This is a genomic window from Sphingomonas sp. VDB2, from assembly GCF_047946695.1.
Taxonomy (GTDB): domain Bacteria; phylum Pseudomonadota; class Alphaproteobacteria; order Sphingomonadales; family Sphingomonadaceae; genus Sphingobium; species Sphingobium bisphenolicum.
This window is the reverse complement of sequence record NZ_CP159616.1, coordinates 2,501-25,673: the sequence shown is the minus strand read 5'-3', so window position 1 is coordinate 25,673 and position 23,173 is coordinate 2,501. Positions and strand designations below refer to the sequence as shown.

The following is a 23,173-nucleotide window of genomic DNA, read 5'->3' as shown; positions in this document are numbered from 1 at the left end:
GGCGCACCGCCATGATCCGGACCGCATGCATTAGCCTCGCCCTTGCCACCGGCCTGATCGCCGCCGCCCTGCCCGCGCAGGTCTGGCGGTCCGATCAGGGTGATGGCACCTATCGTAATCCGGTGCTGTTCGCCGACTATCCCGATCCCGACATCATTCGGGTCGAGGACGATTTCTATTTCGTCTCCACCACCTTCGCCAACGCGCCAGGCGTTACCATCCTCCATTCGAAGGATTTGGTGAACTGGCGTATTGCGACCCACGTGGTCGATCGGCTTGACGGCGACCCCCGCTATAACCTCAAAAACGGTGGCGACTATCGCCACGGCTTCTACGCAGCCAGCCTGCGCTGGCACAAGGGCCTGTTCTATCTCGCCGTCACCCCGGTCGGCCACAAGACGCGTATCTACCGATCGGCCAGGATCGGCGGCCCCTGGACCTATAAGGAACTGGACCGCGAAGCCTTCGATCCCGCCTTGTTCATCGACGCGGACGGAACCGCCTATCTCGGCACCTCGATCGGCTCGGACGGCACGGTCACGCTGCTGACGCTCAACGACGAGCTCTCCGCCGTCACCGCCGCCAAAGTCACTTATTATAACAAGGGCGCGGAGGGATCGAAGATCATCCGTCACAATAGCTATTATTATCTTTTCAACGCCATCCCCGGCAAGCTCGCGATGACTATATCGCGCTCGCGCAGCCTTTGGGGGCCATGGGAAACCAAACCGTCGATCGACGACAAGACCGGCGGCCATCAGGGCGGGATGGTCGATATGCCGAACGGTAGCTGGTATGGCTTCGTCATGGTGGACGCGGGTGCCATCGGCCGCATGACCAATATCAGCCCCATCTTCTGGAAGGACGACTGGCCCTGGTGGGGCAGGCCAGACAAGCCCGACGTCGTGCCCGAGCGGTCGCCCAAGCCGATCGCCGGCCATCCTTTCACCGAACCGCCTTCGTCGGATGATTTCTCCTCGTCGAAACTTGGGTTGCAATGGCAATGGAACCATAATCCAGACGACAGCAAATGGTCGCTGACGCAGCGTCCCGGCTTCCTGCGTCTTCATGCAACTCGTGCGGACGGCATCTGGACCGCGCGCAACACGCTGACGCAAAAGGCGCAGGGGCCAAGGATGCGCGCCATCGCAAAACTCGACATCGCCGGGATCAAGGCGAGCGATATCTGCGGTTTGGGCAGCTTCGGCAAATATAGTGCCCAGATCTCGATCGTGGGTGGTGCGAAAAACGCACGATCGCTGCGGATGCAACTGACCGAAAGCACGAAGGACGGCCCCCGCACCCAGGTCCGCGTCCCCGCCATACCCATCGCCGGCAACAGCATATGGCTGCGTACTGACATGGATTTCGACATGAAGCAGGGCCATGTCGCCTACAGCCTCGACAACCGCAAATGGACGGAAGTCGGCGGCCCGTTCCCGCTTGCCTTCGACTGGCGCACCGGCACCTTCCAGGGACAACAGATCGCACTGTCCTGCTATAATTCCACCGCCTCGGGCGGCTATGTCGATATCGACAGCTTCACCCTCGCGCCCTTGGCCACAGGCTTGCAGCCATGACCCTGAGCCGTCGTGAAACCATGGCCGCCATGGCAGCCGGCACCGCCGCGCTCATATCAGCCCGGCCGACCGCCGCAGCGCCCGACGCATCAGCCGCGCCCTTGCTATGGTATCGCCAGCCCGCGACGGCATGGACCCAAGCGCTGCCCATTGGCAATGGGCGTCTGGGAGCGATGCTGTTCGGCGGCGTCAATCAGGACAGGCTGCAACTCAACGAAAGCACGCTCTGGGCAGGCCAGCCCTATGACCCCGTCAATCCGCAGGCCAAGGATATATTGCCCAAAGTGCGTGCGCTGATCTTCGCAGGGAAAATCGCGGAAGCCGAAGCGCTCGCCAACCAGACACTGATGGCCAAACCGCTGACCCAAATGCCCTATCAGACGCTGGGCGACCTGATCCTCGACTTCCCCGGCATCGGCGACGCCAGCGCCTATCGCCGCGATCTTGATCTCGACAAGGCGATAGCGACCACCCGGTTCGACGCCAACGGCGTCACCCATGTCCGTCAGGTCGTCGCCTCCCCGGTTGACCAGCTCGTTGCGGTCCACTTGACCATTGGCAGGTCAGGCAAAATCGATGTCGACATCGCCTTGCGCTCACTCCAACGCGACATCGAGATCATGGCGGATGGCCCCGTCGGGCTACTCCTCACCGGCCGCAATGGCACATCCAAGGGGATCGAGGGCAACCTCTGCTTCGCCGCGCGTCTGGCGGCACAGATCGAAGGCGGCCGTGCCACGCATAGCGCCGATGGCCGTCTCAGTATCCGCGACGCCAAGGCCGTCACTCTGTTCATCGCCATGGCGACCAGCCACAAGCGCTTCGATGATGTCAGCGGCGATCCGGTCGCCGCCACCGCCACCACGCTGGCCAGGGTCAAGGGCCGCCCATTCGTCCGCATCGCCACCGACACCGCCGCCGCGCACCAGCGCCTGTTCCGCCGCGTCACCCTTGACCTGGGCACTACGCCGGCCGCGCTGCTGCCCACCGATCAACGCATTGCCGCCTCCCAGATCAACGACGATCCCGCGCTCGCCGCCCTCTATTTCGACTATGCTCGCTACCTGCTCATCTGCTCGTCCCGCCCCGGTGGCCAGCCCGCCAATTTGCAGGGCCTCTGGAACGACAGCCTCAATCCGCCCTGGGGTTCCAAATATACGATCAACATCAACACGCAGATGAACTATTGGCCGGCCGAGCCGACAGCCTTGGGCGAATGCGTCGTGCCGCTGGTTGATTTGGTGCGCGAACTGGCCGTTACCGGCGAGCGCACCGCCCGGACGATGTATGGCGCGCGGGGCTGGGTCGCCCATCACAACACCGACCTGTGGCGCGCCACCGCACCGATCGACGGCGCGCAATTCGGCTTGTGGCCCACCGGCGGCGCTTGGCTCTGCACCCATTTATGGGACCATTATGACTATGGTCGCGATCGCGCCTATCTGGCGTCCATCTATCCCCTGATGGCCGGCGCGGCGCGTTTCTTCCTCGATACGCTCCAGCGCGATCCAACCACCGGCTTTCTCGTCACCAACCCGTCGATGAGCCCTGAAAATCCACACGGCCATGGCGGGACGCTCTGCGCGGGGCCAACGATGGATATGGGGATATTGCGCGACCTCTTCACCCAGACGATCGAGGCCGCGACCATTCTGGACACCGACGCCGCGCTCGTCGCCGAAGCGCGCGCTGCGCGCGACGCGCTCGCGCCCTATAAAATCGGGAGTCAGGGCCAGCTTCAGGAATGGCAGCAGGATTGGGACTCCGACGCGCCGGAGCAGAATCACCGTCATGTGTCCCACCTCTACGGCCTCCACCCGTCCTACCAGATCACGCCCGACGCCACGCCCGATCTTGCCGCAGCCGCGCGCCGTTCATTGGAGATACGGGGCGACCGTGCGACCGGCTGGGCAACCGCCTGGCGCATCAGCCTGTGGGCGCGCCTACGCGAAGGCGATCATGCGCATGAGGTCCTGCGCTTCCTGCTCGGCCCCGAACGCACCTATCCCAATATGTTCGACGCCCATCCGCCGTTCCAAATCGACGGCAATTTCGGCGGCGCGGCGGGGATCGTCGCCATGATGGTGGATAGTCATGGCGACGTCATCGATCTGTTGCCGGCGCTTCCAAAAGCCTGGCCGACCGGCCGGATCACCGGCCTGCGCGTGCGTGGCCGCTGCGGCGTCGATCTCTACTGGAAGGACGGCCAACTCGACCATGCGATCCTGCGCCCCGAACTGTCGGGCCCGCGCACCGTCCGCCTCGCTGGCAAACGCCGGACCCTGACACTCAAGACCGGTGCGCCGGTTTCCCTGACGCCCAAGGATTTCGCATGACCCTCCGCCGCTATCTCCTGCCTATGATCGCGCTGTGCGCCAGCACCAACCTCTGGGCGCAGACCACCAGCCCCAATGCCGCCGATCCGCTGGCCCCCACCGGCCGCTGGAGCGCCTATCAGTCCGGCAGCGCAAAACTGCCCCCGATGGGCTGGAACAGCTGGAACGCCTTTTTCACGGAAATCGATGAGGAGAAGCTGCTCGGTTCCGCCCAGCGTATCCTGGATACCGGCCTTGCGAAAAAGGGCTATCGCTTCATCAACATCGACGATGGCTGGTGGCTGAAACGCCGCACAAGCGACAACAAACTCATCATCCGGGCCGACAAATTTCCTTCGTCCCGCATCGTAAAGGGCGATCCCTCCTTCCGTCCCCTGACCGACAAACTCCATGCCATGGGTTTCAAGGCCGGCATCTATTCCGACCTGGGCCGCAACAGTTGCTCCCAGGCCTATTCGGACGGTCCTGCCCAACTGCCAGAAGGCACGGTGGCCGAGCGTGAAGTCGGCCTGTACGGGCATAGCGACCAGGATATCCGCCTCTTTTTCGCGGACTGGGGCTTCGACGCGATCAAGGTGGACGGCTGCGGCATCCGCGCGTTCGCCGCCGATGCGGAGCGCGTCCGCAATGGCCAGTTCCGCGCTCTGCCTCCTCTCATCGACCAGCACAGCATTACCCGATCGGACATCCCGGCGGTCAAGACGCTCTTTGCCGATATCAACCGATCGCTCGCCCAATATAATCCTGACGGCGACTATCTGCTTTCGCTCTGCATCTGGGGCAGCGCCAATGTTCGCGCCTGGGGCAAGGATGTCGGCAGCATATCGCGCACCAGCGACGACATCTCGCCCGAGTGGGGCCGGATGCTTACCAATTATGACAGCGCCGTGCGCCGCGCGCTTTACGCGCATCCGGGCAGCTGGAACGATCCCGATATGCTGTTCATCGGCAAGGGTGACTTTGATTCAGTACATCTGACCGAGGCCAGGTCGCATTTCACACTCTGGGCGATGATGAACGCGCCGCTCCTGATCGGCGCGGACTTGCGCACCACACCCCAACCGCTGCTCGATATTTTCGGCAATGCAGAGCTGATCGCGCTCAATCAGGACCCTGCCGGCAATCAGGCGACGGTCGCCTTCGACAGCGATGGTTTCCAGATTCTCGTCAAGACGCTGGCGAACGGCGATAAAGCCGTCGCGCTGTTCAACCGGGGATTGTCCACCGTAAATGCTGTGCTGACCGCCGAGCACCTGAAGTTTCGCACCGATCGCCCGATCGCCTTGTCCGATCTTTGGACGGGTGCGAAGAGCGAGTTCACCAAAGAAATGAAGCTGCGTGTCGAACCGCGCCAAACCCTGGTGTTTCGCGCGAAAGGCGGCCGCCTATTGGCTGACGGCCTTTATCTGTCGGAGCAGCCCGGCGTCGTGAATCCGGCAGTGGACGGGGTGATGCGGCCCGAACCAGATCCCACCATCTATCGGTCGATACCCGGCTGGCGCAGCACGCGCGGGATTGGCGAGCGGCCCATGTATGCCGGATGGGGCGGCGCGATGGCCGATGCGACGCCCTATAATCAGGCGCTTGTGATTGCCGGCCGCACCTTCGCGTCGGGCGTGGGCATCCTTGCCAACTCGCGGCTTGAAGTGCGCAACAAAGGCTTTGCCCGCTTCACCGCGTCGGTGGGGGTGGACGACAGCGCGCTGGATGGCGATCAACCGGTCCGTTTCTTCCTCTATGGCGACGGCAAAGCGCTCGCCAGCACGCCACCGCTGCGTCGCGGGGCACCTGCCCAGCCGCTGGACGCAGACGTCGAGGGGGTCGCCATCCTCGAACTCATCGCCCGTGCCGACGGCGTTACAGCTAACGCCGTGCCGGTGACCTGGGGCGACGCGGCCCTGCGCCGCTGACAAGGAGAGAGAATGGCATGCGCTACCCACTTGCCCGCCGGACGTTGCTGACTTCGGCCAGTCTGCTTTTCCCGCTCTCGCCCACCATGCTGCGCGCCGCGACCGCGCGCGGCCCACGGCGCGCTACGCCGGTCCCCAGCCGCCATGTGCGGCTAAAGCCTTCGCCCTTTGCCGATGCGATGGCGGCCAATCGCCGCTATCTTCTCTCGCTCGACCCGGAACGGTTGCTCCACAACTTCTACATCAGCGCGGGCCTGACCGCGCCCGCACCGGTCTATCGCGGATGGGAGAGCGAAAGCATCGCAGGCCATACGATGGGCCACTGGATCTCCGCCGTATCGCTGATCATCGCCAATGGAAACGACCCTGAACTGACAGCCGTTCTGGACCGAACGCTGGCATCCATGCAGCGCATTCAGGAGGCCGGTAAAGACGGCTATCTGGGTGGCATGACGGTGATGCGCGACGGCCAATCGGTGCCGGGCAAGATCGTGTTCGAGGAAATCCGTCGCGGCGATATCCGCGCGACGTGGGAACTCAACGGCGCCTGGGTGCCGATCTATGCCCTGCACAAGATCCTCGCAGGTCTGATCGACGCCTATCAATTGGCCGGGCGCAGCCCTGCGCTGTCGATCGCGGTCGGCCTCGGCGACTATTTTGCGACCATCGTCGAGGGGTTGAACGATAATCAACTCCAGAAAGTCCTGTCGGTCGAACATGGTGGCATATTGGAAAGCTATGCCGAACTCTATGCGCTGACGGGTACGCCCCGCTGGCTCGATGTCGCGCGGCGGCTGCGCCATCATGCGGTGGTCGATCCGCTGGTGCGCGGCGAAGACAAGCTGGTGGGCCTGCACGCCAACACGCAGATACCCAAGGTCATCGGCCTGGCGCGCCTGCATGAGGTGGGCGGCGAAGCGCAGGACGCCAACGCGGCCCGTTTCTTCCATACGGCGGTCACCGGCCATCACAGCTATGTCATCGGCGGCAATTCGGAACGCGAACATTTCGGCCAGCCGGACAGGCAGGGCGAACAGTTGACCACCGCGACCTGCGAAGCGTGCAACAGCTATAACATGCTCAAGCTGACCCGCCATCTTTATGGCTGGTCGCCCAGCGCAGACTGGTTCGACCTCTATGAACGAATCCAGATCAACCATATGCTCGCCCATCAGCGGCCCGATACGGGCCAGTTCGTCTATTTCATGCCGATGGAAGCCGGGGCCAAGCGTGACTATTCAACCCCAGAGGACAGTTTCTGGTGCTGCGTCGGTTCGGGTATGGAAAGCCACGCCAAACATGCCGATTCCATCTATTGGCGCGATGGGTCGACGCTGTTCGTCAATCTCTTCATTCCCTCGACGCTGGACCTGCCAGAAGGCCTGACGTTGGACATGAACACGCGCTATCCGCACGACGGCCTGGTCACCCTGACGGTCGCCCGCGCCCCTCGCCGCGCAACCACCCTGGCCATCCGCCGCCCGGCCTGGGCAGACGGCGCGACCGTCATGCTCAACGACCAGCCGTTCGCCGCGCAACCGCAGGACGGTTACTGGCGCATCGATCGTCGCTGGCGCGCGGGCGATCGCATCGCCGTCACCATCCCGATGACGTTGCGATCAGAACCGCTCGCCGGCGCGCCTGAGACCTATGCCTATATGAGCGGGCCGCTGGTCCTCGCGGCCAATCTCGCGCCGGCGGATCAGCGCTTCGATGGTCCTGCCCCTGCTCTGCTGATCCAGAATGACGCAGCCAGCGCGCTGACGGTCCTTTCCGATCAACCGCATCATTATCGCGCGACCGACGTGCTGGGCCAAAAGCACGACATCGTGCCTTTCTATCCGCTTTACGACCGCCGCACTGCGGTCTATTTCCGCACCTTCACACCGCAAAGCTGGCAGAAAGAGCGCGCGGCCTATCTTGCGGCAGAGGCTATGCGCGTCGACCTCGCGCGCCGCACCATCGACATTTTCCACATCGGCGAGATGCAGCCCGAACGCGATCATGGCTTCACCGCTACCGACGGACAGAGCGCTGAATTCTACGGCAAGAAGAATCGCTCCCTGCCGGAAGGCGCGCAGGCCAGTTTCACCATTCAGCGTCGTCCAGGCCCTGCCCTTCTCCAAATCACCTATTGGGGCAACGACACCGGCCGCGAACTGCGTATCGTCGTGGATGGCCAGGAGGTCGCCGTCGAACGACGCGAACAGCGCAAGCATAATGAATGGCTGCTCATCGACTATCCACTCGTACCGACACGAGCAGCCCAGTCCACCGTCACGCTCACAGGCCTCAAGGGCAAAAGCACCATCTATGGCGTTCGAAGCCTGGAGGCGCACTGACGGCATAGACGAACTGTTGGCGCAATGCCTGTCAAATATTGGGGGCCAATCGGACAATAGCGCGCGCACGCCGACCATAAAAAAGCTCGAACAGGGGGCCAGCCATCATCGTGGTCACGACGGCCATCAGCACCAGCATCGAAAATAGCGCCGGCTGAATTATCCCCTTCTGTATGCCGATATTGACGATGATCAATTCCATCAGACCACGGGAATTCATCAATGCTCCGATGCCCAAGGCGGTGTGATTATCTTCCCCCGACAAACGGGCCGCCAGATAACAGGCGCCAAATTTGGCGACGATGGAGACGAACAATATCCCCAAAGCTACCAAAAGATAGGGAACCGAGCTCATGACGTCCAAGCGCGTGTTAAGGCCGGAATAGGTGAAGAACATCGGCAGAAGGAGGACGACCGCTACAGGCTCGATCTTCGCCTTCAGTTCTTCCACGAACAGACCGCGCGGCATGAACACACCCAAAATGAAGCCGCCGAATATCCCGTGAATGCCGATGGCATCCATGATGAAAGCGGACAGGCAGAATAGGGACAATGTTATGGCCAATATCGTTGCGCTCATTTCGCCCCGCGCCTCGACGGCCCGGCCCAGCGGCGCCAATAATTTTCGGCCGAACAACAGGAGAAACGCAGCGTACAGAACCGCGCCCACGATCGCGACGACCGCGATCGCGCTGTTACCCCCTGACAAAGCCAGCACCACGGCCAGAACACACCATGACGCCGCGTCGTCGAATGCGCCCGCCGTCAGCGACAGCGTTCCGAGCGGACTATCCGCCAAACCGCGCTCGTTGATGATCCGCGCCAGCATAGGGAAAGCGGTCAGCGCAATACATGCACCCATGAACAAGGTGGCCTGCCCCTGCCCCAACCCATCCGCAAACAGACCAGGAACCTGCAATATATAAGGCGTGATCAACACGGCCATCAGGAACGGCGCAAGCAGCCCGGCCGCCGAAACCATGGCTGCATTGCGCGCCTTGGATCGAAAATGATCAAGCCTCAAGGTCAGGCCGACGAGGAACATATAAAGGGATACGCCCAATTGCGACCCGGCGTAAAGGACGCTGCTGGTTTCCTTTGGAAAGATCATCGCGTGCAGCTCCGGTGCGATCATCCCGAACAGCGACGGCCCCAGGATCACACCCGCGATCATTTCGCCCACCACCTGAGGCTGAGCCAGAAATTTTCGGCCCAGCCATCCCACCGCGCGACATGTCGCCATGATCAACACAAGTTGCAGAAAGAAATGAACGCTATAGTCCGCCGGCGTGTAACTGACCATTTTTGCGGTCACCGCGGGGCCGTGAGGGTCCAACGTGCCCTTCAACACGGATAGAATGTCACCGCCCATATCGGACCCTCCCCATTTTGTGCTTGGGAGCGCTATCATGAAGTATGTCTAAGTAAAAGCGTCTCAGCGGATGGCGGCCTCGAATCAAGCGCACGTCATCCAGTCAAGCTTGTCCACCAAATGCTCTGTCGCATATATAGAGTAACGACCGGCATGGCAGGAAGCCCAGCGAAATGCGCTTTGCGTGGGTCTAAACCCTTTACAGCTTCAATTCCCGCCACCTTCCCCTTCTAAGAAGGCAGATACCGAATTCAGATCGGGAACAGGCCGACGTTCCAGATTTTCTGACGAAGACTGGCACGGCCTTGGCCGTTGCAGCCTGTGACGGTCTTCCGTCTCGTCGCAAAACGGCGGAGCATCCCCGCATCAGTTCGAGCTACGCCAATCGGAAATTTCAAGCGCGCAGCATCCTCATCCATCGCACGAAATCAGCGCTCGCATTGGGATGAACGTTGTTATTGGCCCATGACCAGAGCAGATTATTATGTGCGCGTGCCTGGCTTGGCGGCATGCCGAAAGCTGCCTTGAACGCACGATTGAAGGCGGACTCGCTGGAAAAACCGCATTCGAAAGCGATTTCCGAAATCTTGCGTCGACGGTTTTCCGGTATCGTCAATGCCATCGCGGCGATAGTCAACCGGCGCCGGCGGATGTAATCGGCAATGCCCCCCATCGTATCGAATGCCCGATATAATGAAGCGCGCGACATGCCCAACGATGCCGCCAGCATATCTGCATCCAAGTCCGGATCGCGCAGCCGTCGGTCTATCTCCGTCGTCAGCCGGCTGATCGGAGACGGCGTGAAGGTGGCGGTAGAAAGATTTTGGCGGTTTGAAGCAGAAAGAAGATTGGTGATGAGCGCTACCGTCGATTTCGCCGCGACATCGGCTTCATCAGCACCAAGGGCTGTGGTGCGTTCAGCCAAAGCAATCATATAGCTTGCCAGCATACCCGTAATGGCGCCGCCCGCGGGCAAAACCAGACCATGCAAACCATCTATGCGACCGTTAGTCGGGTCGAAAAAGGCGCGCGGGATCAGCAATGTGATATTACTGAAATCATTGGCCTGCGTCTGCAGGGTCTGGGCCAGATCGAATATGACGATGTCGCCGCCCCCCACCGTCACCGGTCTGTCGCCGGCCACGCCGGTGAAGCCGCCTTCGACATAAAGCTGGACCAGGAAATGATCCAGACCGCTCGACGCCACGAGCGCGGGCAATCGATCAAACGCCAGCGCCGAGGATCGGAAGGTGCCGAGCATGATGGTGCCCAGATGCCAGGCAATCAGGTCGAGCCGATAATCGTCGTCCGATCGCCTGGAAATGGCGAAGACATCCTGCACAGACTGCTTAAAGGCCGCGAACGCCATCTCCGCGGAGACGTCGTCGGTCGATACCTGGAAAAATGGGATGCCTCTGTCGGATGGTGACGTCATGGACCGAATCAATAAACCTTTAAAATCGAACATAATTAAATTTGGCTTTATGCTTTACGCCCATAATGTCTCAGAGTTCCAGCATTCTGTATCACCACCCCGCCAACGCGTTGACTTGTCGCTGCGCGACGGCCGAATTGCGCGGCGCGACGGGATAGCGGGCTAATGGGAGCCTTCTTCCGTCGATGTCGCAGGGGGATTCGCCATGTTCGCGGTAGGCATTTCGCGCAGCTTTTTCGTCGTCAGTGCGCCGGAGCGCGACACGCAGACGGTTCTTGATCTCGCGCCCTTTTTCGAGACGAAGCCTGTTCCGAAGCGAATGACCTTCGTCGCCGGCACGGCCATGGTCGCCGCGCTGGCCTGCATGTCGTTCGCGGATCGGGCGGAAGCTGCCGGGGCCTGTGGCGACGTCAGCGAACAGGGTAGCGTGATCTGCGACGACAGCGGCAATCCTTTCGCCGACGGCATTGCCTATGGGGCGCAGCCCCCCGCTGCCGATCCGGCGTCCGACCTGCTCGATCTGGACATGCTGGTGCGCAGCGGCGTTGCCATCGTAATGCCGGCCGGCGGCAACGCCGCGCCCGCGATCGACCTTTCGGCGACAGACGCTGCCTCGGTCTCGCTCTACGCGGAAGAGGGTGCCGTGGTCGTGACCGAAGGCGTCGACCAGACCGGCCTCAAGATCAGGACGGCAAACGGCGACATCACGGCCATCGCCCCGGATATAGTGACGGCCGGCAGTTCAGCCCGCGGCATCGATCTTGAAACCAGCAACGGCGCGATCGACCTGCTCGCCCGCTCCGTCACCACCTATGGTGACGACGCACGCGCAATCGATGCGCGCGCGCTGAACGGCGGAGACGTGACTGTGATCGCCGAAGGCCCGATCGCCACCTATGGCGACCGGAGCGCCGCGGTCGCTGCCGGGGCGCGGATCACGCCGAATAGCGGATCGGGCAGCGTGACCGTCAGCGTTGGCGACATCTCGACCTGGGGCGATGGCAGCGATGGCCTAATCGCGCGCGGCGCGGACGTAGCAATGGCGCTGAATGGCGACATCGTCACGCGTGGCCAGAACTCTTACGGCGCCTATGTTCGGTCTGCTCAAGGCGATGCGTCGATCGGCGCATTCGGGACGATCGAAACCTTCGGCTTGGGCAGCGTCGGCATCGATGTCTATGGCGCCGGCGATGTCGCGGTTGTCGGCGGCGGCAGCGTCGTCACCCATGGTGCGCTTTCGACCGGCGTGTCCGCCCGATCCGATGCGGGCAACGTCGTGATCGACCTCGCCAGCGTCCATGCGACGTCGGAAGATTATAGCGGCTCGTTCGGCGTCATCGCCAGCACCGGCACCGGCGATGCGCTGATACGCATCATCGATGCCTCGACCGCCGCCGGCGGCGTTCGCACAGTCAGCGCATCCAGTGCATTTGGCGATGCCGCGATCGTGGCGACGGGCCTGATCGCCGCGACGGGCGAACGCGCCGTCGCCGTGGATGCCAGCGCGACGAACGGCAATGCTGCGGTCGCCGTGCAGGATGTCGTCGTGACCGGCTATCGCGCGACCGCGATCGATGTGGAAGGCTATTCGGCTGGCGTCCTGATCGATGGCACCGTGTCAGCCCAGGGTGGCGGCAATGGCGGCGACTTTGCGGTTCGGGTGCGCGGCGAGCGGCCCTATATCCCCGGATCGGTCGCAATCGGCGCGGACGGCGAATATGTCTATACCGACGGCAGTTTCGCCGACACCGGTGGTGACATTGCCATCGTCAATAACGGTACGGTGGAGGCTTCGGGCGGCGGCGTGGGCGGCATTTCCGCCTATACGCGCGGCGCGGTGACGATCAGCGGCAATGGCAATGTGTTCACGCAGGGCGACGAGGCCAAGGCGATCCAGATCCTCGCTGGCGCCGATGTGACGGTCGATCTGAACGATGTGGCGACATCGGGCGATTTCTCCACCGCGCTGGAGATCGAAACGCCAACCGTCGCCACTGTTACCGTTGGATCGATTACGACGGAAGGCGCAGGGTCTCACGGCATCACCATCGCCGGGCGTACCGAAACCTACAATCTGCCAGGCTATTATGTCGGCGACCTTTATTATGACGGCGAACAGATATCGATCCCCAAGCCGGCAACCGCGGCAGATATTCAGGTAGGCAGCGTCACCACGAGCGGCGCGTCCTCCAGCGGCATCACCGCCTATGTTCTGGGTGACGTCGCGATCGCCGCCGGCAGCGTGACCACGGCCGGTACCCGTGCCAACGGCATCACGACCCGCAGCGGGGGCGACGCATCCATCCTGGTGGACACGCTCTCCACCAAGGGGCGAAGGGCCGATGGCATCTTCGCCAGCGCCTTGGGCGAGGTTGCTGTCGGCGTAGGGTCGGCCAGCACGACGGGCGATCGTGCGACCGCGATCAGGACGGTGTCCGCCGGTGACGCGACCGTGATCCTCGATGAACTGGCTTCTTCCGGCAACACCGCCACCGGCATCGACGTCACGACGGCCGGCGTGGCGAATGTCGCGCTCGGCACCGCCACGCTGGACGGCGACTACAGCACCGGCATCAGCATCAGCGCATCGGGCGGCGCCAATGTCGTCGCGGGCGACATCAGCGCGACCGGCTATTATGCGACGGGCATTTCGGTGGCGACGTTCAGCGATGCGACGGTCGCGCTGCGATCGGCCGATATCTCGGGAACCTACGCCAGCGCGATCGATGTCACGGCAGACGGTGATGCGACCGTCTACGCAGGCCAGTTGGCGGTCGAGGGCTATCGCGCCGACGGTATATTGGTGACGACAGGCGGCGCAGCCAATGTCGGCGTTCAATCCGCCAGCATCTCCGGCGCATATGGCAATGCGATCGACGTCACGGCGGCTGGCGATGTGGGTATCGTCGCCGGTCGGTTGGCGGCCGAAGGGGAGAGTGCGCAAGCCATATTGGTATCTAGCGGCGGCCGCACCACGATCGGACTGGAGTCGGGCAATGCCACGGGTGACTATAGTGGCGTGATCAGCGTGGAGTCGGCAGGCGACGTCGATATTCTCGCCGGCCAATTGTCCGCGACCGGCAATTACGCCGGTGGCGTCTATGTCTATAATGGCGGCATGGCGACCGTCGCCGTCAACGCCGTCTCGGTGCAGGGCGAATCCAGCTCGGCTATCGATGTCACCGCCGCCAGCGGAGCGGCTATCGTGGCGGGCCAGGTCTCGGCAGAAGGCGATTATGCGGGCGGCGTGATCGTATCGACATATGGCCCCGCCAGCATCGCGCTCAATTCCGTGTCCGTGTCAGGACGTGAAAGCCAGGGGATCAGTATTGCTTCGGGCGCGGACGCCTATGTCGGGGTCGGTTCGATCATAGCAGAGGGTGCCGACAGCGTCGGTCTGACCCTCCAGACCGCCGGTGCCGCCGATATACTGGTCGGCGCAGCCACCGTCAGCGGCGATGGCGCCAGCGCGATCGACATCATGGCGGGTCAGGATGTCGAACTGACCGTCGGTGATCTCACCGTCAGCGGCGATGGCGCACGCGGCGTCAACGTCCTCAGCGGCGGTGCCGCGTCGGTTACCGTGCTTGGCACCGTCATCGGTTCGGCAGACCAACTTCGCGGCCCCGACGTGCCTGCCGGTCCCGGCGGTCGGCTTCAGGACCCTGCCAGCGCGATCATCTCGGTCCAGGCGGCCGATGCCGCAGCGGTCTATCTTGACGGCAGCATCACCACCACGGGCACGCTGGAAGGCGGCATCGCGGTGCGCAGTCCCGGCGGCGCCTTGGTCAGCGGTACGGGCAGCGTGTCGACCAGCGGCGATGGCGCCACCGGCATCTATGCGGGTGCGACCCAGGGCAATGTGGCGATCTCGACCGGCACCGTCTCGACGCAAGGCGACAATGCGAACGCCGTGCATGCGCGCAGCTATGTCCGCGCCTATGCCGATGTCGCGTCGATCACGACCAGTGGCGACGGGTCGATCGGCTTGCTCGTGGAGGCAGGCGAAGTTGCCGCCGCCATGGCCGGTTCGATCACGACCAGCGGGGCGGCCGCACACGGCCTCGTCTCGCACAGCTATGGTGCGGCCTATGGTGCGGCGCAGAGTATTACGGTGACCGGCGCCGCCGCGCTCGGCATGGATGTGTCCAGCTACGCCCAGGGCAACGCAACGGCGATCGCCGGTACGGTGCATGTTGCCGATGGCAGGGGCATAGGCGCCTTCGCCGCCAATGGCATGGCCTCCATCACGGTCGAACAGCTTGTCCAGGCGAGCGACACCGGCGTCGGTCCCGGCCTTGCCGCCAGCGGTGCCACCGGCGCGTCTATCACCTTCGGATCGGTGCAAAGCAGCGGCGACGGCAATACGTCGGCTGTCGCTGCTTCTTCGACAAGCGGCGACATCCTGATCCAGGGCGGCACGATCATCGCGACCGGCGACCGGCGCAACGGGGTGCTGGCCACCGGTACGAGCGGGGACATCAGCATCGCGATCAGCGGGACTATCATCACCGACGGCGCGGGGGCCACCGGCATTTACGCGGCGACCGGCGGCGCGGTCGACATCGCCGCGAACCGCGTCGTGACCAATGCGACGCGCTATGCCTCGATCGAGGCGCAGGGCGCAAGCATCACCCTGCGCGCCAATAGAGTGGAAGCGAGTGGCGACAATGAAACCGATGGCCCACTGGCGGCGGTCATGGCGAGCGGCGCAACCTCTGCCGACGTCACTGTCGGCACGGTCTTGGCCACCGGAACAGGCCGTGACGGCGTCGCCATCGTCTCTTATGGGACTGGTGCGCTGACGGTCGTGGCGGGCGGGACCGTCTCGGCCACGCATGATGCCGTGACGTTCCAGACCGGACGGGGCGCAAGTCTGATCAATGCGGGCACGATCTCCGGCGGCACCGGCGCAGCGGTACGCGCGACCGGCGCACCCATCACTATCGTCAACAGCGGTGCTATATCCGGCGCGCTGGCGTTGACCGACGGCAATGACAGCGTGACCAACAGCGGCACCTTGCGCCTGACGGATGGCACCCGCTTCGGCGCAGGCGACGATCGACTGATCAACAGCGGCGTGCTGCTGCTGGCCGGCGACGTGAATTTCAGTGCGGGCAGCGACGCCATCGTCAACAGCGGCACACTGCGCTTGGCACCGAACGCCGCCGCAAGCCTATCGGCGCTCGCCGCCACGCCGGTCAGCCGCAGCGTGACCGGCCTTGAAAGCTTCGCCAACAGCGGTCTTACAGACCTGCGCAATGGCACCGCAGGCGACGTCCTGACGCTGTCGGGCGCGTTTACGGGTAGTGGCGCGAGCACGCTCGGCCTCGACCTTGCCTATGGCGCGACGATCAGCGCCGACAAGCTGGTGATCGGCGGCGCAGCGACGGGGTCGACCATAGTGGCGCTCGACATTAGCGGTACGCCGGAACTGGGCCGTACTCCGACGCTAATCCAGGCCGGGACGGGCACTTCTGCGACCGCTTTCACTTTGGCCGCAAACCAGGTTTCGAGCGGGCTGTTCCAGCGCGGCCTTGTGTTCGACACGGCGACCAACGGCTTCGCGCTGGCGATCGCGCCCTCGACCGCGGCCTATCGCCTGCTCAATATCGGTGAGACGGCGCAGTCGCTTTGGATCGAGAGCGCCGACAGCGTAGCGGCGCATCTGTCCGCCAATCGCGATGCGGGCGTGACCGGTTCCGGTTTCTGGATGTCGGCGGTCGGTGGGGTCGCCAAGCGTGACGAAGCCGGCATCTTCAACGCTTTCGGCTTCGATCAGGCGGCGAATATCGGCTATAAGCAGGATGTGTTCGGCAGCCAGTTGGGCGTCGATATCGGCAACGGCAATATCGGCTTTGGTCTCACCGGCGGCTATGCCAGTTCGATCGTCAGCTTCACCGGGTCGGTTGACCGCGTCAGCTTCGACGCCTGGAACCTGGGCGCTTATGCAAGCTTTAGCAGCGGCATATTGTTCGCCAACGCTCTGGCCAAATATGACTTCTACAATATCGATGTGAAGCTGGCGTCGGCAGGTGCGAATGGGAAGAAGATCGACGGCAACGCCTATGGCGCACGCGGTGAGATCGGCCTCAGCCTGGGGTCGGACGCCTTCCATATCGAACCGGTCGCCAGCATCTCCTGGCAGCATGTCTCGATCGATCCGCTCGATCTGCCATTGACGGTCGATTTCGACGATCTGGAAGGTGGCCGGGCGAGTGCGGGCCTGCGGCTACGCTCCACGCGCGACATAGGCGGCGGTGCGAAGCTGAACCTCTATGCGCAGGGCGACTATGTCCAGCCCTTTGGCGGCAAGGCGGCGGTGACGTTCAGCACCATGACGACCGGCGTATCGTTCGATGACGACAGGATCGGCGCCTATGGCAAGGGCCGGGTCGGGCTGTCGATCACGCAGGGGCGCATTACCGGCTTTATCGAGGGCGATACCCGCTTCAGCAGCGACTATCGCAGCGGCGGCGGCAAGGTCGGCCTGCGGATCGGCTTCTGACATTTAATCAAGGGGATAATTGCCGCGCCGGCGTTCAGGCCTTAATCCTCGAACGCCTGCACGGCGATCATTCCCCTTCACGATTCCGGATCCTGCATGTCCTCCACCACACCGCCGCCCGCTGCGAACCAGGCTACCAATCTCACCGTATCGCGTGGGCTTGCCGGCTGGCTTACCCAGCACCGCACCAGCATGGCGTTCAGCTGCTACCAGAGCGGCCAGTTGTTTCTCGTCGGCGTGCTGCCGAACGGCAGCGTGTCCTTCAATCAACAAAAATTCACCCGCGCCATGGGTTTGTGCTGGCAGCCGTCCGGTCGGCTGTATCTAGGCGCTCTCGATCAGGTCTGGCGGCTGGAGAATATGCTGCGCCCCGGCGAAGTCGGTAACGGATCGTTCGATCAGGTGCTGATACCCCGCAATGCGCAGACGACGGGCGACATCGACATCCACGAACTGGGCGTCGACCCCGATGGCCACATCCTGTTCGTCAACACCAAATATAGCTGCCTGGCGACGCTCGACGTGCGGCACAGCTTCAGGCCGCTGTGGAAGCCACCCTTCATCTCCCGCCTTGCGCCGGAGGATCGCTGCCACCTCAACGGCCTCGCGATGGTGGACGGCAGACCGGCCTATCTGACGGCGGTCAGCCGCAGCGACGTCGTGAACGGCTGGCGCGAGCGGCGGCATGAGGGCGGTGTCCTCATCGACTATCGCGACGGCAGCATCATCACCGACCAGCTATCGATGCCCCACAGCCCCCGAGTCGATCGCGACGGCAGCATCGTCCTGCTCGATTCCGGTCGCGGCCGCATCTGCCGCATCGACCCCGTCAGCGGCATGCGCAAGGACATCGCCTTCTGTCCCGGCTTCCTGCGTGGCCTGGCACTGCACGACGGTTTCGCGTTCGTCACCCTGTCCAAGCCGCGCAACGGCACGTTCGCGGGCCTGCAACTGGACGACGAGATGCGCGGCCGAGACGCGACCGCCTGGTGCGGTGTGATGATCGTGGACCTGTCGACCGGCGACGTGGTCGAATGGATCAAGCTGGACGGTTTTATCGCCGAATTGTTCGACGTGGTCGCCATGCCAGGCGTGCGCTGCCCCATGGCGGTCGGCCCAGGAACCATCGAGATGCAGAATAATATTAGCTTTGAAGCACTGCCAGTAGACTGAATGGCCATCATGATGCAGTCGATGCGTTCTGATTGACAATGGCGCTGACGTACTTCCCTGGAATGTGACCGATTTTGAGTAGAGTCCGACGCGAAGGAGTCGGACGGAATGAAGCGGAGCAGGTTCAGCGAAGAGCAGATCATCGCGATCTTGAAGGAGCACGAAGCGGGCATGCCGACAGCGGAGGTATGTCGTCGGCACGGGATCAGCGGCGCGACCTTCTACAAGTACAAGGCCAAGTTCGGCGGCCTGGAGGTGTCCGAGGCTAGGCGGCTACGCGCGCTCGAGGATGAGAGTGCGAAGCTGAAGAAGCTTTCGGCTGAGGCGATGCTCGACAACGTTGTGCTGAAGGATCTGGCATCAAAAAAATGGTGACGCCCGGCGCTAAGCGGGATGCCATCGCCCATGCTTGTGAGCATCACGGGCTGAGCGAGCGTCGGGCGTGCAATCTGGTTGGCGTGAGCCGCAGAGTGATCCGGTACGGGTCGTCGCCGCCGGATGACGGCCCTCTGCGGCAGCGGCTGCGCGAGTTGGCGGCTGAACGTCGCCGGTTCGGCTATCGTCGCTTGGGCTATCTGCTGGCGCGGGAGGGTCTGACGCCCAACCACAGGCAGCTACTGCGGATATATCGCGAGGAGAACCTGTGGGTCCGCCGCCGCAGTGGTCGTAAACGGGCTCTGGGCACGCGGGCGCCGATGGTGCTGCCGGACGGCCCGAACTGGCGCTGGTCGCTGGACTTCGTCTCCGACACCCTGACGTGCAGCCGTCGGTTCCGCATCCTATGCGTGGTCGACGACTTTATGCGGGAACGCCTGGCGCTGGTGACACGTCGCTGTCGGACGTGCGGGTCGCTCGGGAACTGACGCGACTGATCGGGATACGCGGCAAGCCGCACACGGTGGTCAGCGACAACGGTACCGAGTTGACCTCGTCGGCCATCCTCAGCTGGTCGCAGGAGCGTCTGATCGAATGGCATTACATCGCCCCAGGCAAGCCGATGCAGATGGTGTATTTCAGTCGGCAGTTGGAAGGCGCCGATCGGTGATATGGGGTCGGCGGCGGGAGATGTCCGCCGCCCGGCATGTTGGGTTGGACATGGCGCGGGCAATAAAAAACCCCGCTTTGTGGGCGGGGTTATGGGGTGCAATGGACCCCGGCCTTTGCCGGGGAACGCAAATCTTTGCGTTCGCGTTGCTCACTGGGATGTAATTTGGTTGCGGGAGCAGGATTTATGGGCCTTTTGGCCCATGGTCTTCGCCGGGTTTTGCCCGGCTCCGGCTGAACGCGACCTTCAGCTTATGAGCCTGACGGGACGGCAGCACCAAAGGCAGTTCGGGTTGAACGCCGACGGCTGATGATCCTGGGGATCATCGGGCCAGGTCGCCTGCCTGCTGACGTGGGCTGTGGTTGACTGGGTGCGACCTGTGGTTGCGGGAGCAGGATTTGAACCTGCGACCTTCAGGTTATGAGCCTGACGAGCTACCGGGCTGCTCCATCCCGCGCCAGAGGCACGACCAGAGATCGCAAAAGACGTTGTGAATGGGTTTTTTGTGTTCCGATATATGCGCGAGCTTCAATGCCTGGCGACGCCCTACTCTTCCAGTGCTTGAGCAATAGTACCATCGGCGCAGACTGGTTTCACGGCCGAGTTCGGGATGGGATCGGGTGGGTCACAGACGCTATGGTCACCAAGCAATGAAGCTGGCGCATATATGGGTTTTTGATCGATGCCGTGCACATTTTGGTTCGTATATAAACATATATCTGGGCTGGCTTAACAACCTACGATCGCTGACGATTGCTGTTTCCAGCACTGTCGTTGATGGTGGGACTCTTAAGCGCGAATAGGACAATTAGTATCGGTTAGCTTCATGCGTTACCGCACTTCCACATCCGATCTATCAAGGTCGTGGTCTTCGACCGTCCTAAGAAATCTTATCTTGAGGGAGGCTTCCCGCTTAGATGCTTTCAGCGGTTATCCCGTCCATACATAGCTACCCAGCTGCGCTCCTGGCGGAACGACTGGTACACCAGAGGTATGTTCAACCCGGTCCTCTCGTACTAGGGTCAACTCCTCTCAAATTTCGACGCCCACGGCAGATAGGGACCAAACTGTCTCGCGACGTTCTGAACCCAGCTCACGTACCACTTTAATTGGCGAACAGCCAAACCCTTGGGACCTGCTCCAGCCCCAGGATGTGATGAGCCGACATCGAGGTGCCAAACGATTCCGTCGATATGAGCTCTTGGGAATCATCAGCCTGTTATCCCCGGCGTACCTTTTATCCGTTGAGCGATGGCCCTTCCACGAGGGACCACCGGATCACTATGACCGACTTTCGTCTCTGCTCGACTTGTCAGTCTCGCAGTCAGGCGGGCTTATGCCATTGCACTCTAACAGACGGTTTCCAACCGTCCTGAGCCCACCATCGCGCGCCTCCGTTACTCTTTAGGAGGCGACCGCCCCAGTCAAACTACCCACCACAGAGGGTCCCTGTACCGGATAACGGTACGAGGTTAGACATCAGAAAACAGCAGGGTGGTATTTCACCTATGGCTCCACATCAACTGGCGTCGATGCTTCAAAGCCTCCCACCTATGCTACACAGCTCTTTCCTAATGCCACTCTGAAGTTGCAGTAAAGGTGCACGGGGTCTTTCCGTCTAACCGCGGGTACTCCGCATCTTCACGGAGAATTCAATTTCGCTGAGCATATCCTGGAGACAGTGGGGAAGTCGTTACGCCATTCGTGCAGGTCGGAACTTACCCGACAAGGAATTTCGCTACCTTAGGACCGTTATAGTTACGGCCGCCGTTTACCTGGGCTTCAATTCAGAGCTTGCACTCCTCCTCTTAACCTTCAGGCACCGGGCAGGCGTCAGGCCCTATACGTCGTCTTGAAGCCGACTTAGCAGAGCCCTGTGTTTTTGCTAAACAGTCGCTACCCCCTGGCCTGTGCCCCCCATCAGAGCTTGCGCTTAGATGGGGCCTCCTTCTTCCGAAGGTACGGAGGCAATTTGCCGAGTTCCTTCAGGATACTTCTCTCAAACGCCTTGGTATACTCTACCATTCCACCTGTGTCGGTTTAGGGTACGGTCTATACGGAGGGGCTATTTCCTGGGACACCTTCCCAGCCAGGAGCAATCCAATAAGCCCTGACCAGTTACGGCATCCGTCACACACCTCCAGGCCCACGAATATTAACGTGGTTCCCATCGACTACCCCCTTCGGGCTCGTCTTAGGGGCCGGCTTACCCTGCTCAGATTAGCTTTAAGCAGGAACCCTTGGAATTTCGGCGACAGTGCATCTCACACTGTTAATCGCTACTCATGTCTGCATTCGCACTTCCGATACCTCCACGGTCGGTTACCCTTCCGCTTCAACGGCCTACGGAACGCTCCGCTACCGCTCAGTCAAAGACTGAACCCTAAGCTTCGGTGCATCACTTTAGCCCCGTTACATCTTCGCCGCAGGATCTCTTATTTAGACCAGTGAGCTGTTACGCTTTCTTTAAAGGATGGCTGCTTCTAAGCCAACCTCCTGGTTGTTTTGGAAATCCCACATGCTTTCCCACTTAGTGATGACTTGGGGACCTTAGCTGTAGGTTAGGGCTGTTTCCCTTTTGACGACGGACCTTAGCACCCGCCGTCTGTCTGCCGGACTAGACTCGTTGGTATTCGGAGTTTGGTTAGTATTGGTAGATCTCGCGACCCCCGCAACCATCCAGTGCTCTACCCCCAACGGCAATCATCCGACGCTCTACCTCAATAGATTTCGCGGAGAACCAGCTATTTCCCGGCTTGATTGGCCTTTCACCCCTAAGCACAACTCATCCGACAATTTTTCAACATTGAACGGTTCGGTCCTCCAGTGCGTGTTACCGCACCTTCAACCTGGTCATGCATAGATCGCCGGGTTTCGGGTCTAATGCATCAAACTATGGTCGCCCTATTCAGACTCGCTTTCGCTGCGCCTACACCTAACGGCTTAAGCTTGCTTGATACACTAAGTCACAGACCCATTATGCAAGAGGTACGCGGTCAGGTCTCAAGGACCCTCCCACTGCTTGTAGGCATCCGGTTTCAGGTACTGTTTCACTCCCCTCATCGGGGTGCTTTTCACCTTTCCCTCACGGTACTGGTTCACTATCGGTCATGTACGAGTATTTAGGCTTGGAGGGTGGTCCCCCCATGTTCAGACAGAGTTTCACGTGCTCCGCCCTACTCAAGTCCTGAGATATCATTTTCGCATACGGGGCTGTCACCCGCTATGGCGTCCCTTTCCAGAGACTTCTGCTAATTATATCCCAGGCGCTGGCCTGGTCCGCGTTCGCTCGCCACTACTAACGGAATCTCGGTTGATGTCTTTTCCTCCGGGTACTGAGATGTTTCAGTTCTCCGGGTTCGCTTCACCAAAGCCTATTTTATTCAGCTTAGTGATACCTCTCCCATTTAACACGGATCCTGATTGCTCAGGACCAGTCTTAAATGGTGAAGGTGGGTTATCCCATTCGGAA

The 23,173-nt window shown here is 61.8% G+C and carries 8 protein-coding genes, 1 tRNA gene, 2 rRNA genes and 1 pseudogene (1 of these 12 only partly in view); 7 read left to right on the top strand and 5 right to left on the bottom strand.

The annotated features are described in order from the left end of the window. Positions 1 to 11: 11 nt before the first annotated feature. Genes ABT375_RS18705 through ABT375_RS18690 form a run of 4 tightly spaced genes read left to right on the top strand, consistent with a single transcriptional unit; the run spans position 12 to position 8,168 of the window. Positions 12 to 1,580, top strand: coding sequence for a glycoside hydrolase 43 family protein (locus tag ABT375_RS18705; protein WP_416465384.1), 1,569 nt, complete (start codon positions 12 to 14; stop codon positions 1,578 to 1,580). Next, the gene (locus ABT375_RS18700) at positions 1,577 to 3,916 is read left to right on the top strand and encodes a glycosyl hydrolase family 95 catalytic domain-containing protein (protein WP_416465382.1); all 2,340 of its coding nucleotides are present in this window, start codon (positions 1,577 to 1,579) and stop codon (positions 3,914 to 3,916) included. Before ABT375_RS18705 ends, ABT375_RS18700 begins: the two co-directional genes overlap by 4 nt. Then, complete coding sequence (locus tag ABT375_RS18695) at positions 3,913 to 5,826, top strand: NPCBM/NEW2 domain-containing protein (RefSeq protein WP_416465380.1); 1,914 nt, start codon at positions 3,913 to 3,915, stop codon at positions 5,824 to 5,826. Before ABT375_RS18700 ends, ABT375_RS18695 begins: the two co-directional genes overlap by 4 nt. Positions 5,827 to 5,843: 17 nt before the next feature. Further along, positions 5,844 to 8,168 (top strand): beta-L-arabinofuranosidase domain-containing protein, encoded by a 2,325-nt coding sequence (locus ABT375_RS18690; RefSeq protein ID WP_416465377.1) that lies wholly within the window; start codon positions 5,844 to 5,846, stop codon positions 8,166 to 8,168. 31 nt (positions 8,169 to 8,199) lie between these two features. Here the strand turns inward: ABT375_RS18690 and ABT375_RS18685 are convergent, their stop codons facing one another. Then, entirely contained in the window at positions 8,200 to 9,540 is a 1,341-nt protein-coding gene (locus ABT375_RS18685; RefSeq protein WP_416465376.1) for a cation:proton antiporter, read from the bottom strand. 394 nt (positions 9,541 to 9,934) lie between these two features. Next, positions 9,935 to 10,975 carry a helix-turn-helix domain-containing protein gene (locus ABT375_RS18680; protein WP_416465374.1) on the bottom strand — a complete coding sequence of 347 codons (1,041 nt, stop codon included), beginning with the start codon at positions 10,973 to 10,975 and terminating at the stop codon, positions 9,935 to 9,937. Between the two features lie 205 nt (positions 10,976 to 11,180). On the opposite strand from ABT375_RS18680, the gene ABT375_RS18675 reads away from it, so the two are divergent. The 3 genes and pseudogenes from ABT375_RS18675 to ABT375_RS18665 form a co-directional block, all read left to right on the top strand. Then, complete coding sequence (locus ABT375_RS18675; protein ID WP_416465372.1) at positions 11,181 to 17,483, top strand: autotransporter outer membrane beta-barrel domain-containing protein; 6,303 nt, start codon at positions 11,181 to 11,183, stop codon at positions 17,481 to 17,483. 96 nt (positions 17,484 to 17,579) lie between these two features. Then, positions 17,580 to 18,656: a TIGR03032 family protein gene (locus ABT375_RS18670; RefSeq protein WP_261937066.1), complete on the top strand. Its 1,077-nt coding sequence runs from the start codon at positions 17,580 to 17,582 to the stop codon at positions 18,654 to 18,656. A 108-nt stretch (positions 18,657 to 18,764) separates the two neighbouring features. Beyond that, positions 18,765 to 19,659 (top strand): annotated as a pseudogene (locus ABT375_RS18665) (IS3 family transposase); the annotation flags it as partial. Positions 19,660 to 20,081: 422 nt separating this feature from the next. Here ABT375_RS18665 and ABT375_RS18660 read toward each other — a convergent pair. The 3 genes from ABT375_RS18660 to ABT375_RS18650 form a co-directional block, all read right to left on the bottom strand. Beyond that, positions 20,082 to 20,158, bottom strand: a tRNA-Met gene (locus ABT375_RS18660). 76 nt (positions 20,159 to 20,234) lie between these two features. Then, positions 20,235 to 20,349, bottom strand: a 5S ribosomal RNA gene (rrf, locus tag ABT375_RS18655). 141 nt (positions 20,350 to 20,490) lie between these two features. Beyond that, positions 20,491 to 23,173 (bottom strand): 23S ribosomal RNA (locus ABT375_RS18650) (it continues 110 nt past the right edge of the window).